At 62.2% G+C, this 13,740-nt stretch carries 13 protein-coding genes and 1 pseudogene; 10 read left to right on the top strand and 4 right to left on the bottom strand.

Annotated elements, in window-relative coordinates; all coding sequences use genetic code 11:
• Nucleotides 1-171: 171 nt before the first annotated feature.
• Nucleotides 172-870: an imm11 family protein gene (locus tag ACPS74_RS13960; protein ID WP_051381668.1), complete on the bottom strand. Its 699-nt coding sequence runs from the start codon at nt 868-870 to the stop codon at nt 172-174.
• Nucleotides 871-1,132: 262 nt separating this feature from the next.
• Between ACPS74_RS13960 and ACPS74_RS13955 the strand changes: the two genes are divergently transcribed.
• Together ACPS74_RS13955 and ACPS74_RS13950 are read left to right on the top strand one after the other, a co-directional pair.
• A complete protein-coding gene (locus ACPS74_RS13955) occupies nt 1,133-1,498 on the top strand; it encodes an ArsR/SmtB family transcription factor (protein WP_029648338.1) in 366 nt (121 codons plus the stop codon).
• Nucleotides 1,495-2,028, top strand: coding sequence for an SRPBCC family protein (locus ACPS74_RS13950; RefSeq protein ID WP_029648339.1), 534 nt, complete (start codon nt 1,495-1,497; stop codon nt 2,026-2,028). Before ACPS74_RS13955 ends, ACPS74_RS13950 begins: the two co-directional genes overlap by 4 nt.
• A gap of 997 nt (nt 2,029-3,025) precedes the next feature.
• Here ACPS74_RS13950 and ACPS74_RS13945 read toward each other — a convergent pair.
• The 3 genes from ACPS74_RS13945 to ACPS74_RS13935 are packed head-to-tail and all read right to left on the bottom strand — an operon-like array spanning nt 3,026 to nt 6,462.
• Nucleotides 3,026-3,628 carry a DUF1254 domain-containing protein gene (locus tag ACPS74_RS13945; RefSeq protein ID WP_029648341.1) on the bottom strand — a complete coding sequence of 201 codons (603 nt, stop codon included), beginning with the start codon at nt 3,626-3,628 and terminating at the stop codon, nt 3,026-3,028.
• Nucleotides 3,619-4,209: a DUF1214 domain-containing protein gene (locus tag ACPS74_RS13940; protein ID WP_029648343.1), complete on the bottom strand. Its 591-nt coding sequence runs from the start codon at nt 4,207-4,209 to the stop codon at nt 3,619-3,621. Before ACPS74_RS13940 ends, ACPS74_RS13945 begins: the two co-directional genes overlap by 10 nt.
• 15 nt (nt 4,210-4,224) lie before the next feature.
• Nucleotides 4,225-6,462 (bottom strand): transglycosylase domain-containing protein, encoded by a 2,238-nt coding sequence (locus ACPS74_RS13935; protein ID WP_029648344.1) that lies wholly within the window; start codon nt 6,460-6,462, stop codon nt 4,225-4,227.
• 141 nt (nt 6,463-6,603) lie between these two features.
• Here ACPS74_RS13935 and ACPS74_RS13930 point away from each other — a divergent pair, with 141 nt between their 5' ends.
• From ACPS74_RS13930 to ACPS74_RS13895, 8 genes and pseudogenes are all read left to right on the top strand, one after another.
• Nucleotides 6,604-7,221, top strand: a complete 618-nt coding sequence (locus ACPS74_RS13930; protein WP_029648345.1) for a YcgN family cysteine cluster protein — start codon at nt 6,604-6,606, stop codon at nt 7,219-7,221.
• A gap of 410 nt (nt 7,222-7,631) precedes the next feature.
• The gene (locus ACPS74_RS13925) at nt 7,632-8,174 is read left to right on the top strand and encodes a hypothetical protein (RefSeq protein WP_029648346.1); all 543 of its coding nucleotides are present in this window, start codon (nt 7,632-7,634) and stop codon (nt 8,172-8,174) included.
• Complete coding sequence (locus tag ACPS74_RS13920) at nt 8,128-9,459, top strand: DNA-packaging protein (protein ID WP_193392171.1); 1,332 nt, start codon at nt 8,128-8,130, stop codon at nt 9,457-9,459. The genes ACPS74_RS13925 and ACPS74_RS13920 overlap by 47 nt, the downstream gene beginning before the upstream one ends.
• Nucleotides 9,460-9,636: 177 nt before the next feature.
• Nucleotides 9,637-10,794: pseudogene (locus ACPS74_RS13915) on the top strand (phage portal protein); the annotation flags it as partial.
• Nucleotides 10,795-11,751: 957 nt separating this feature from the next.
• The gene (locus ACPS74_RS13910) at nt 11,752-12,159 is read left to right on the top strand and encodes a hypothetical protein (protein ID WP_029651529.1); all 408 of its coding nucleotides are present in this window, start codon (nt 11,752-11,754) and stop codon (nt 12,157-12,159) included.
• A 55-nt stretch (nt 12,160-12,214) separates the two neighbouring features.
• On the top strand, nt 12,215-12,526 hold the full coding sequence (locus ACPS74_RS13905) for a hypothetical protein (protein WP_239754946.1): 312 nt from the start codon (nt 12,215-12,217) through the stop codon (nt 12,524-12,526).
• Nucleotides 12,527-12,555: 29 nt separating this feature from the next.
• Nucleotides 12,556-12,867, top strand: a complete 312-nt coding sequence (locus ACPS74_RS13900) for a hypothetical protein (RefSeq protein WP_425622381.1) — start codon at nt 12,556-12,558, stop codon at nt 12,865-12,867.
• A 154-nt stretch (nt 12,868-13,021) separates the two neighbouring features.
• Nucleotides 13,022-13,732: a phage portal protein gene (locus ACPS74_RS13895; RefSeq protein WP_370646322.1), complete on the top strand. Its 711-nt coding sequence runs from the start codon at nt 13,022-13,024 to the stop codon at nt 13,730-13,732.
• Nucleotides 13,733-13,740: the final 8 nt, after the last annotated feature.

Raw genomic sequence — 13,740 nt, 5'->3', positions numbered from 1 at the left:
GCCCAATGTCGTTTCCGACGCGACGCCTTTACGCTGTCATTCCCGACGCGCGAAGCGCGATCGGGAATCCAGAAAAAAACCAATCGTGCGTGGCGTCGCCTCTGGATTCCCGATCAGGCCTTCGGCCTGTCGGGAATGACGCCGCAATCTGACTGGAGTAGACTCGTTCACTTACCAATGATCGACGCCGATCTTTAGAAAATCGCCGCCCTTGATGCCTGCCTCTTTGTAGGCGTCCTTGAGAGTCTGGTCGCAAAAGATCGCTTCTCCGAGGCCGACGATGCGAAAGAGGTGAGCTGAGCCGACCGCGTCGGACTTGAGATGAATAAATGGATAACCGCCCGTCACCGGATATGATGGAAAGCCATCGGGCCGGATGACGACCGTCATGTTCTTGGATTTTTCCAAATCGATCACGTCCCATCCGAAAAGCAGCCGGGTGACCGAACAGAGCCAATATTCCGGTCCCGCTTCGCCCGAGGACCAAACAGTGTCGCATTTGCGGAATTCGCATGCGCCCGGATCGACCCGCCCCAGAAAGGCTTTCATCGCGGATGTGACGAACCAGAGGCCGTCTTGATTCTCGACGTCCCGCGCCGGCCGGCCGAACTTCTTGTCGAACAGGAGCAGTGGCGGCTCGCGATAGTCCGGAAGGCGCCAGGGATGACGTGGCAGCCGCGCATAGCCGTCCGGCCAGCCAAGCTCGGCAAGAAGCGAACCGCATTCCTGCAGCCGCGCTTCATTCGCAAGCTTGAAGTAAGGCGGCCGCACATTGAGCGCCGCGTTGAATTTGTAATATTGAGGCGCCTTGGGCTTTCGTCCGCGCATGCGCCGAGTCTCCGCTGCAATTTCAGCCGCCGCCTGCGTCATGCGCCGCCCCTCCCCTGAAATCTTAGGCCGCTCGTTCCCGCTCAGGCCTTCGGCCTGTCGAGAATGACACGATAATGCGAGTCGTCATTGCGCCGCAGCAATCCGTCGTCGCGCCGTTGCTCTGGAGTGCTTCGTCGCCGCGCCCCTCGCAATATGGCGCCCGCCATCATCGAAAAACGACCAAAGCAATTGAAAAAGCGCCCATAACCAGTCATTCAACCAATTGGTTGACATTCGCGGATGAGCCGATATATTCAACCATATGGTTGAATTAGAAGCGCCTCAACTCGATGCCGTCTTTCACGCGCTCGGCGACGCCACGCGCCGGCGGATGCTTCGCGAACTCGCCAAGAGCGAACGAACCGTCGGCCAGCTTGCGGCGCCTTTCGCGATCTCGCTCGCCGCCGCCTCGAAGCACGTCAAGGCGCTTGAGAATGCAGGGCTGATCCGGCGCGAAGTGCGCGGCCGCGCCCATATCTGCCGCCTCGCTTCCGGTCCGCTCGCCAGCGCCCACGAGTGGCTGAGTTTCTACGCGCGCTTTTGGACAGACCGTCTGGATGCGCTCGAAGGGCTCCTCCTGACGGAGGACACACGCCGTTCCGACGCCCGCAAAGGAGACGACTCATGACTGATCTCGCAACGCCAAATGCCTATGGCGCGCTTACCGAGCCCGCCACCTTGACGATCGAACGCCTTCTCCCCGGCCCCATAGAGCGCGTCTGGGCCCATCTCACGGAGAGCGAACTGCGCCGCAAATGGCTGGCGGCGGGGCCGATGGAGATGAAGGTCGGCGCGCCCTTCGAGTTCGTCTGGCGCAACGACGAACTGACCGATCCGCCTGGTCAGCGGCCGACCGGCTTTGGCGACGAGCATCGGATGCAAAGCCGCATCACCGAGGTCGATCCGCCCCGCAAGCTTGCCTTCGCATGGCAAGGCAGCGGCGACGTTTCTTTCGAGCTCGAGCCAAGGGGCGATCATGTTCTGCTGACCGTGATCCATCGACGTCTGCCCGACCGCGCAACCCTGTTGAAGGTCGGCGCCGGCTGGCACATGCACCTCGATATCCTGGTCGCCCGAGCGACAGGCAGGAACCCGGCGCCATTCTGGGAAGGCTGGAGCCGCCTGCAGAAGGAATATGACAAGCGGATGCCCGCCTGACGGCGCGTCTTTAGGGTTGGCGACCGAAAGCCCGTCGCCCATAACCGCTACGGCGGGAAACCGCGCTACCCCTGCGGCAGATCGAAACGCTGGCAATGAGTATCGAGAATAGAATAAGGAACGGCACCGAAACTTGCCCGGGCGCGAGCCGAACATTTCAGTGCACACGACGATCTTCGTCGCCGCATCCGCCTGATCGTATCGCCGTCCTTGATGACAGGCCCATTGACATAAACGCTACACACGACCGTCCCTGTCATCGAAAATTGACCAAAGAACGTGAAAGCACATAAAACCAATCACCCAGATCCCTGCACAGAGCGACAATTTCGTAGAAAACCAAATTTTAGCTACAATGATGCTATCGAGACTAGACGCATATGGCTCATACTGATAGATCAAAAATAGCAATGCCACCCCAACTAGAATCAAACTACATACAATAATCGTATCTCTCCAAAACTTTATTGGAGGCTTACCGTTTGAGGCCGCGCGGCGGTTTAGCCGCTGAGGCATTGATCGCCCAATCAACATACTACCTATAATAACGATTATACTATACGCGAAAAAAAGCCTCTCGAACGAGCATACTTCCTGCGCAGATAAAAAATTGTATTCGATAAATGCTTGAATTGCGGGCGCTGCGGAAAAGAATCTAAGCGGTCCACGACATAAATCCGCCCTTGAGCCCGCTATCGGTATAAGAAACCCGAAGACCGCAGCAGCCCCCATGAAGATCTCGAAAATCCTTTCCTCGGCGGAAATTCTCTCCTTAGGAATCATGACGGTCGCTGCCATCGAAAACCGACCAAAGCACACCCTCTTCATCCGAAGCGCAATAAACACGCCGTTCCTGATGAGAGTTTTCAGACATAGCATTCCTCAAGCGGACATCGGCGGATGAAGAGTCCCCGTGGGAGATCAGCGACAATAACGTGAATGAGAAAATCAGAGCGCAGCCGGTCTCGCGATGAGATCCATCGCCGCTGACGGCGCCTTATCCCTGCGGCAGATCGAAACGCTGGCAGCTGATCGCGCTCAAGCGGCTGCGCGCGCGCTCCTGATCGGACGGGCGCTTGGCTAAGGAGCGGATCAGAATGAAGCCGCGCTTCGCCGGCGCCGTGAGCCGCACTTCCTGCGGCGGCGGCGCGTCGCCCTCATCCGCGCTCGTCAGCGCGTCGATCTGGCGCGCGTCGCCGACGACGATGTCGATCTTGCCCTTGATCGCCGAACGATCGGTCATCGAATGATAGATGCGTCCGGCGACGCCGTGAAATGAGAGCCCGAGAAAATCCTCGCCGTCGACGCTCGTCTTGACCCGCAGCGGACCCTTGGCGAGATCATAGACGCAGACCGCCTCGGCGAAGGCCGGATCCTCGAAGGGCAGCGTCTCGGCGCCGGGCGCCATCTGCGGCAGCATCACCAGGCCTTCCGCCGGCGCGGCGCTCTTCACATAGGACGCGAGTCGCGCGAGCGCGTCGTTCGGCGCCAGGGTCGGCATCAGCAGCACCGAAACAATATGCACGATCCCCGCGACAAGCAGCGTCGCGAACAGCCACGGCAAAAGGTCGAGATAGCGATCGGGAATGTTCAGGCGCATCCGAGTTTCACGATTTTTGGAAAGGAATTTGGATCTGGAGCCGACTCGATGTCGAGCGGCGTATCATAAAGCCGCAGCATGACGACAAAGTCTTTCGCCTCGCCCGGCGACAGCCAATTGCCGGGCCGCGCCTCGCGCGCGACGTCGATCTCAAAGGCGCCGCCCTCGCTGCGCAGAACGTCGACCGAGGAATAGCCGTAGCGCTCGGTGGGATTGGCGAGGAGCCGGCCGTGGGGGTTCGCCAGCGCGATCGTCCAGAAGCGCGCCGCGGGCAAGGGATCGACAATCCGATATTCGCATTCGGCGCTGAGCGGCGCGCCATTGGAGTCGGCGCGCGCGATGAAGGCCAGTCCTTGATCGCGGCCGAGCGGCGCTTCTCCGGAACGCGAGATGACCGCCCGCGCATAAGGGTCGATATCGGCGCCGCCGACATGCGGCCATGCCTTCCAGGGGCCCGCGCGCAGAGAATTGAAGCCATAGCCGGCGTTGAGCGACAGAATGGTCACGAACAGGCCGATGCCGACGCCGGCGATCATCGCCGAGGCGGCGCGTAGATAATTTGCGTAGGGCTTGAGGTCCAAGGTGCGCTCCCGCCGCTAACGGATGACGCGGACGGCGGCGCCGCTCGCGCGCTGCGCCTCGTGCCGCCCGACGTCGGAAGCGGCGGGTTCAGACGCTTCGAGCGCGCTCTGCTTGTCGCCGCCGACCGCCTTGATCTTCATTTGGAGCGATTCGAGCGCCTGTATCGCGCCCTTGGACAAAGTCGCAGGACGCTGCGGCGCGCCAAGTTCGAGCGGCTTGACGACATTGGCGTTCACGGCGGCTGTGGCGCCCTTGGGATCCGGCTTCAAGCCGACGATGGGCTTCAGGGTCGCGCCCTGATGCGCATAGGCCATGATGTCGTGCCAGGTGCCTGCCGGCAGCGTGCCGCCGGTCATGTTGTTCATCGGGGCGTTGTCGTCATTGCCGTACCAAACGCAGCCGCCCATCGTTCCGGAATAGCCGCAGAACCAGGCGTCCTTATAGCCATTTGTAGTGCCGGTCTTGCCGATCACGTCGATGCCCTCGCCGAGCTGCGCGCGTTTGCCGGTGCCTTCCTCGACGACCTTCTTCATCATGCCGGCGAGTTCGACGACCTTCTCGAGCGGCACCGCCTGCGTTTGGGGCGGCGCGTCGCGGTCGTGGCGATAGAGCAGATCGCCCTGGCGGTTGCGTATCTCGACGGCGGCGTAGGGCGTCACCTTTTTGCCGCCGTTGACGAAGGCGCCATAGGCGGCGGAATGTTCGAGCGGAATGACGTCGCTCTGTCCGACCGGAAGCGAGGGCGTATCCTCGAGCGGCGTGGTGATGCCGAGCCGCCGACAGGTTTCAATGATCTTGGCGCGGCCGATGCGCGAATCGCCCTTGCCGATCGCCTGCGACAGTTGAATGGCGACCGTGTTCAAGGATTTCGCCAGCGCCATGGCGAGCGGCATAGAGCCGGCATAGCCGCCGCTGTAATTATGGACGCAGTAATTGCCGATGCAGGTCGGCCGGTCGGTGACGATGGTCGTCGGCTTGAAACGGCCGGTCATCAGCGCGGTGAGATAGACGTAGGGCTTGAAGGAGGAGCCCGGCTGGCGCGCGGCGTCGGTCGCGCGATTGAATTGGCTTGCGCCATAATCCCGTCCGCCGACGATGGCGCGCACGGCGCCGTCGGGCTCCATGACGACCGCGGCGCTCTGCTTGACATGGAAGCTGCGGCCTTGCTCGCGCAAATTGGTTTCGATGACGTCTTCGGCGCGCTTCTGGACGTTGGAGTCGAGCGTGGTGCGCACGCTGAGCACGCGATTGTCGCCGAGCTTGCCTTCCTGCGCGAATTTGCGGATTTCGCCATAGGCGTAATCGAGATACCAGTCGGGGCTCGTCTCGCGGGCGCGGTCGATCGGCGTCGCCGGACTGCGCTGCGCCGCGATGATCTGACTATCGGTCATGAAGCCGGAGTCGACAAGATTGTTCAAGACGTCATTGGCGCGCGCGCGCGCCGCCGGCAGATTGACGTGCGGCGCATATTTCGTCGGCGCCTTGAAGAGGCCGGCGAGCATCGCCGCCTCGGAGAGCGTGACGTCTTTGACGGACTTGCCGAAATAGAATTCAGCCGCCGCCTGAATGCCGAACGCGCCGCCGCCCATATAGACGCGATCGAGATAGAGCTTGAGGATTTCGCGCTTGGTCAGATGGTGCTCGAGCCACAGCGCCAGAAAGGCCTCATTGATCTTGCGGGTGATGGTGCGCTCATTCGACAGGAAAAGATTCTTGGCGAGCTGCTGGCTGATGGAGGAGCCGCCCTGCACCACGCCCGATGACCGGGCGTTGACGGTGAGCGCCCGCAGCGTGCCGATCACGTCGATGCCGAAATGTTCGTAGAAGCGGCGGTCTTCCGTCGCCAGCACCGCCTTGATAAGATAATCGGGATATTGATCGAGCGGCACGGCGTCGTCATGCTTGATTCCGCGCTGGCCGACTTCCGCGCCATAGCGATCGAGGAAGGTGACGGCGAGGTCGGTCTGCTTGAGCCAGTTCTCGTCGCTGGTCATCTGGAAGGCCGAGGACGCGAGCGCCATGGCGACGATGCCGGCGCCCAGACCAAGAGTCAGCGCCTCGCAGGAGAGCTCCACGCCGACCCGGGCAAGGCCGGAGACATGGAACCGCTCCATGAAGGTCGAAAAATCCTCATAGAGTTCGCGGGCGCGCCGCCCACTCTGGTACATGGCGGAATCGATGCGCGCATCGATCGCGAGCAGGATGCGCCGCAAGCGCTTGGCGAAAGCAGAAGCCTGGAAACGCTCCAACACAGCTCAAATGCCTCCCGCGGCCGGCAAAACTTACCGGCGCTGCTTGGACTTTTACACTTTTTAAACCATCTTGACGACAGTCCGCGCGACCCACACTGCGTTATGGTTTCTGTCGCGCAAAGCGCAAGCCGAAAGAGAAGGATGGCGTTAAAAAAAGGCGAAAATGCCCCAGATCACGCTGCAGGCGGCTGGAGCCGCGGGACTCCGAAGAACGGGACGGGGTCCAAAAGCGTCGAGCGCGCCGAAAAACCTCTTGCCAGTATTTCGCAGCGCGCTCCGGCGGGGACCGCGCAGACCGAGACGCCGTTCTGGGAACAGCCGCTTTCGGACCTCACCCGCGCCGAGTGGGAACAGCTCTGCGACGGCTGCGGCCGCTGCTGCCTGGTGAAGCTTGAAGACGAGGACACGGGCGCGATTCACCACACGAGCGTCGCCTGCAAATTGCTCGACCAGCACAGCTGCCGCTGCGGCGACTATCCGCGGCGGCGGCGCTACGTGCCGGACTGCGTGCGGCTCACGCTGGAGAAACTTACGGATATTCCCTGGCTGCCGCCGACCTGCGCCTATGTCCTGCGGCATCAGGGCAAGCCGCTGCCGCCCTGGCATCCGCTGATCTCCGGCGATCCGGAGAGCGTCGCGCGCGCCGGCGTGTCGGCGCGCGGGCGGATCGAGGCCGGCGAGGACGACGTCGAAACCGACGATCTGCCGGATTTTATCAGGCTGTGGCCAAAGCGCTGGCCGAAGAAGGCGCGGTGGTGACGGGCGCTTGAGATTTTTCTATTCTGTAGGTATTTATTCCTTGACAGCCGGACGATGGTCCTATAGAAAAGCGCCATGCTCCAAAATTGCGCTTGAGCGGCGCGAACGAGTTTACCGGCGCGGCGTCCTCTCCTCCCGTTCCCCCGCGCCCGCCTGATCCCCTCGCGCTTCGAGACGCCTTGCATCTTGGGCCGAGGGGATTTTTTTGGAGAATTCCTGAAAACCGACTCGTCAGTCTCCCGGCTTGTCATTCCCGACGCGCGGAGCGCGATCGCGAATCCCGGGGCGACATCAAACACGCTTGTTGTGACTCTCGATTCCCGATCCGGCCTGCGGCCTGTCGGCAATGACACCCGAGTCACTTGAGTAAATCAAACTCAGAACCAACAGCTCTTCCCGGAGACTCGCAGATGCGAGCCAAATCCGTCCCGCCCTGCGATGAAAAGATCGCGCAAGCGAAGCTTCTCTATGACTCGGGCGTCACGCCCATCGGCGAAATTCTCGAACTGCTCGGCATGAGCGTCGGGCAGTTCCGCCGCTTTCGCGAACAGAACGGCTGGCCGCTGCGCGCCTCCGCCTGCGCGCCGAAAAAGCCCCAAGAGGCTGCGCTCGCCGCAAAGAAGCCGCGCGACGCGGGGCGGCTCATCGCGCGGCTCGAAGACGCCGTCGAACAGGAATTCGCCCGCGCCGAAGCGGCGCTCGCCAAACATGCGCCAAAGACCATCGAGGCGAGCGCCCGCACGCTCGCAAGCCTCGTCAAAACGCTCGCCGAATTGAAGCGCATGCGGCGTGAGAGCGAGGATAAGAAGAACGACGCAGACGATGACAGCGACCAATCCGTCGGAGACGCGAGCGAAGGAGGCGGCGACGCGCCGCCCCGCGAATTGGCCGAACTCCGCGCGGAGCTTGCTCGACGGCTTGAGCGCCTGCGCGGCGCAGGGCCGACTGAATGAGGCGCTCGACGGTCTGAGCGCGCGAGAACTGGCGCGGCTTCTCGACGAGTGGGAATTCGTTGCGCGCCGCGATCAATGGCCGCCGCATTTGGCCGCGAGCGGCGCGCCGTGGCGCACATGGCTGATCCTTGGCGGACGCGGCGCGGGCAAGACTCGCGCCGGCGCCGAATGGGTGAAGGCGCTGGCGCTCGGACGCGCGCAATTTTCAATGCGCCCGCTCGGCCGCATCGCGCTTGTTGGCGAGACGGCGGCCGACGTTCGCGAAGTGATGGTCGAAGGCGTCTCCGGCCTGCTCGCGGTGCATGGGCGACGCGATCGGCCACGGTGGGAGACGACGCGAAAGCGGCTCGTCTGGGACTCGGGCGCCGTGGCGCAGGCGTTTTCGGCGGAAGATCCGGAAAGCCTGCGCGGCCCGCAGTTTCACGCCGCCTGGTGCGACGAGCTCGCCAAATGGCGCTACGCCAGGGAGACATGGGACATGCTGCAATTCGGCCTGCGTCTCGGCGACTGGCCGCGTCAGCTCGTGACCACGACGCCGCGTCCGTTGCCGCTCCTAAAACAGCTGATCGCACATCCGGCGAGCGTCGTGACGCGCGCCTTGACGCGAGAGAACGCCGCCAATCTTGCGCCGTCGTTTCTCGAAAGCGTCGTCGCGCAATATGCCGGCACGCGATTGGGTCGCCAGGAGCTCGATGGCGAGATGGTCGACGAGCGCAAGGATGCGCTGTGGACGCGCGACATGCTGGAGCGCGCCCGCGTCCATGACGCGCCGCCCTTGAGGCGCATCGTCGTCGCCGTCGATCCGCCGGCGAGTTCGGGCAAGCGCGCCGACAATTGCGGGATCGTGGCGGCGGGAGTTGAACAGGCAGGAACGCTTTACGTTCTCGCCGATGCGACATTGTCGGCGGCGCGGCCGGCGCAATGGGCGCGCGCGGCGACCGCGCTCTATCACAGGCTTTCCGCCGACGCGCTTGTCGCCGAAGTCAATCAGGGCGGCGAAATGGTGCGCGCCGTGCTCAACGAAGCCGATCCGTCGGCGCCGGTGACGATGGCGCGCGCGACGCGCGGCAAATATTTGCGCGCCGCGCCGGTCGCGCAGCTTTACGAACAAGGCCGCGTCAAACATGTCGGCGCCTTTCCGGCGCTCGAAGACGAGATGTGCGATTTCGGCGCCGACGGGCTTTCGTCGGGGCGCAGTCCCGATCGACTCGACGCGCTGGTCTGGGCGATCACAGCGCTGGCTTTAACGCCGAAGGCGCCCGAGCCGCGCATGCGGCGGGTGTGAAAGGGCGCATCCCCACCCTCCCCTCGACGGGGAGGGTCGCGACGAAGTCGCGGGGTGGGGTGGGTTCCTTATCGTTTCCATTGGTCACCCCACCCCGAGCCGCTTCGCGGTTCGACCCTCCCCATCAAGGGGAGGGTGAGCGCGCGTCCCATTGAACGCTTCTCTCAAGGACCTTTCATGCCCTCACTGCTCTCGCGCCTCATCGGCGCGGTCGCGCCGACGCGCGAAACCAAATATTCGCGCGCGGCGAAACTCCTCGCCATGCATGCGCTCGGACAGCCGCATTGGAGCGCGCGCAATTCGACGGTGCTGACGCGCGAAGGCTATGAGCGCAACGCCGTCTGCCATCGCTGCGTGCGCATGGTGGCGGAAGCCGCCGCCTCCGTTCCCTGGCTTATTTATGAGGGCCGCGAAGAGGCGATCGACCATCCGCTGATCTCTCTCATCGAGCGGCCCAATCCGCTCGACACCAGCGCCTCCTTCATCGAGACGATCTGCGCCAATCTGCTGCTTTACGGCAACGCCTATGTCGAATCGGTCGTCATCGACGAGGCGCTGCGCGAACTCTACGCGCTGCGGCCCGACCGCATGAGCATTGAGGCCGGGCGCAACGGCTGGCCCGCGGCCTTCATCTATCGCGCGCTGGGACAGGAAGCGCGCTACGAGATGCGCGGCGAAGGGATCGAGCCGATCCTGCACATCAAATTCTTCAACCCGCTCGACGACTACTACGGCTTTCCGCCGCTCGCCGCCGCGCAGGTGGCGCTCGACACGCATAACGCCGCGAGTTTCTGGAACAAGGCGCTGCTCGACAATTCGGCGCGGCCATCGGGCGCCCTCGTCTATGCGGGGCCGGAAGGCGCGCATCTCACCGACGAACAATTCTCCCGGCTTAAGGAAGAGCTGGAAGAGAATTTCTCCGGCGCGACCAACGCGGGAAGGCCGCTGCTGCTCGAAGGCGGGCTCGACTGGAAGGCGCTGTCGCTTTCGCCAAAGGACATGGATTTCACCGAGTCGAAAGCGGGCGCCGCGCGCGAGATTGCGCTCGCCTTCGGCGTGCCGCCGCTCCTCTTGGGCCTGCCCGGCGACAACACGTTCAGCAATTACGCCGAGGCCAATCGCGCCTTCTGGCGCCAGACCGTGCTGCCGCTCGTCGCACGCGTGCAGAAGAGCTTTCATGCCTGGCTGCAGCCGGGCTTCGGTTCCTTTCGCCTCGACTATAACGCCGACCGTCTCGAAGCCTTGGCGAGCGAGCGCGCAAGCGAATGGGAGCGCGTCGGCAAGGCCGCCTTCCTCACGCTCGACGAACAGCGCGAGGCGGTGGGCTACGGCCCGGCGCCGAAAGAGGCGCTCGTCGCCAAAGGCGATCTCGCGCTGGAGCGCCGCTACAGCCCGGATCAGCCCCGCGTGCCGGCGGGAAATTCCGGCGGCGGGCGATGGACGAGCGGCGGAGGCGGCGGAGATTCGGGAGTGGGGTTTAGCAGCGCGCGAGATGATCGCGCACGGCGGCGCGATGCGGAGGGCCGAGTCCGGACTGCGATGAACGCGAATCCAAATGTCGCGAGCGATGCGGACAACCCCATCACGCGTGTGCAAAGTCGGCGCGTCGGGGGCGGTGCCGGCGCCACGCCGGCGCAGTTCGCAAGAGAGACAATCACGGCAGAGCGCGCCGCACGAGCGATGACGCGCGTGCAACAACTCGATCCGGACTGGCGACCTCCTCAGACTCTCATCGATCCGGAGAACATCGAACATCGCATCGAACGCAATGAGAGCGACATCCGCGAGGCCGACGCGCGTTACGCCGAGCTTCTGCGCGCAAAGTTCGGCGACAACGTGCCGCCGCGTGATCCATTTCGTCGGCTACGAACACGTGAATCGGTGATCGAAGAATTTTATCCTCGGGGCATTACAGGCCCGGAGCAGGATCGGATCGATAGTCTGGCGCGGGACCCTGATTCGCTCGGTCAGCCACGCTGGCCAGAGGTCGCGACAATATTGCGGTTGGAGAAAGAAACTGGCAGACCCTTTAAGAGGTCGAACGCCTCTGGCGCAGATTTCCAGGACGAATTTGGCCAAACATGGGATGCGGTAGGGAGTGATGTGTCGGATCAGTTTTTCAATTACGAAAAGTTCACGCGTCGCCTGCAAGGGAAGCTTCGCAATCTTGCCGTTGACCGATACGTCGTTGATCTTTCAGCGCTGGGCGGCGAGAATGTTGCAAGAATATTGACATACATTTGGGGACTGCCCGTTGAAACACAGGCGCGCATCAAAGTTCTGAGGTGAAATATGTCCTCTCTCGTTACATTCGATGCTATCGATAAGGAATGGCTGCCGCTGTCCAGAGGCCAGTTCGAGTCCGTATTGGGAGGAGCCTACGAACTCTACCTCGATCATAGCAAGGCACCGGGTATCGCCAAGGATTTGTGGCCGCAAGTGCTCGACTTTCTTCACGACGGCTGGCCGAGCAAATATGAGTTGCCCAATGGGAAAGCTCTCGACTTCTTCGAGTTCAGCGACCACCCGCGCGAGGAGCGGCTTGAATTGCTGCGCGCGATGGAGGCCTATTACGCCGACTTTCAGCGCGATCAACTCGGCCCGGAGTTGAACTGGATGCGTGGCCGCCGTCCAAATTTCATCGCCGCTTTCGAACAGGTGATCGCACTGATGCGCGAGGAACTCGCGGCGACGTCGTAGGCGGCGTCGGAATACCTCTGAGCAAGCCTAACTTGCGCTCAACGGGGGAATGGTGATGTCAATTTTTGTAACATGTTCGAGCGCTTATTCCCCTGAAGAAGCTCGTCAGAAAATTGCCCAAGCGGACGATCGTTACCACGACATCCTGAAACACTTCTGGATTTCGGAAGTCGGCGAGCCCTTGCCGCACGAGCGCGAGCGAGCTGCAGAATATGGCGTCACCGCCAACAGCGGCTTCCTGATTCAGTGGAACAAGGAGGGCGGAGCGGAATACATCCCGGAAATCCCCCACCTCATTTACGAGGTCTTTGGCCGAGACAAGGTATTGGTGTTCGATCTTAATGACGAACTCATTTCGCCTTCCTGAAGTGAGCCGTACATGAGAGGACGCTGGTGATGTCGATTTGTTTCGCGTGCGCGAGTTCATTGAGCGTTGATGAAACGCGGAAGAGGATCGCCGACGCCAGAGAACGCTTTGGCGACATTTTGCAGCACTTCTGGATATCGGAAGGTCGCGAAGCGCGGGACTTTGATCGCGAGGACACGGCGCAATATGGTTTAACGGCTAACAGCGCCTTCATGATTCAATGGAATAAGGAGGGCGGATCGGAATACATTCCGGAAATCCCCCACCTCATTTACGAGGTCTTTGGCCGAGACAAGGTATTGGTGTTCGATCTCGACAACGAAGTCATTCCACCTTCTTGAAGGCGCGACGACGGTGGGCGGTCCAAATACATCTAGATTTTCACCCTGCTTTCGAGGAAGCGATCGGACTGATGCGCGCAGAGCTCGTGGCGACGTCGTAGGCGGCGCCCGAGCCTAAGCGGGCGCCGCGCGCGAGATCGCGCTCGCCTTCGGCGTGCCGCCGCTGCTGTTGGGTCTTCCCGGCGACAACACCTTTAGCAATTACGCCGAGGCCAATCGCGCCTTCTGGCGCCAGACCGTGCTGCCGCTCGTCGCGCGCGTGCAGAAGAGTTTTCAGGCCTGGCTGCAGCCGGGCTTCGGACCTTTTCGTCTCGATTATAACGCCGACCGTCTCGAAGCCTTGGCGGGCGAACGCGCAAACGAATGGGAGCGCGTCGGCAAGGCTGCCTTCCTCACGCTCGACGAACAGCGCGAGGCGTTGGGCTATGGCCCGGTGCCGAAAGAAGCGCTCTTCGCCAAACGCGATGCCGCGCTGGAGCGCCGCTATAGCCCGGATCAGCCGCGCGTGCCGGCGGGAAATTCCGGCGCCGGACAATGGACGAGCGGCGGAGGCGGAGAAGGCGTTGCAGGTGCGGAGAGTGACGCTGAATCGCCTTCGGAGGGAAGGAGACCGCTCGGAGACCATGGGCCTCGAACTGGAGGGTTCCGTTCTTTCGAGATTGCTGGCGGATTCACTCCGGAACAGCTGGATATGTCAGTGCAAGACTTTGTTTCCAACTTCTGCAAAGGCTCGATAAATAGTGAGCTGCCAAGCCAGTTTTTCAGCGCGACGGTCAAAGAGGTCCTGGAACAAGCCAAGAGTGGAAGTGTCGCTGCAAACAAGTGCAAAAAGTTGCTGGGACAGGATCGGTTCAGAAAGCCATAGGAGATAAA

The sequence above is a fragment of the Methylocystis sp. SB2 genome, from assembly GCF_049817085.1.
In the GTDB taxonomy this organism is placed as follows: Bacteria; Pseudomonadota; Alphaproteobacteria; order Rhizobiales; family Beijerinckiaceae; genus Methylocystis; species Methylocystis rosea.
This window is presented reverse-complemented; position numbering and strand designations above follow the sequence as displayed.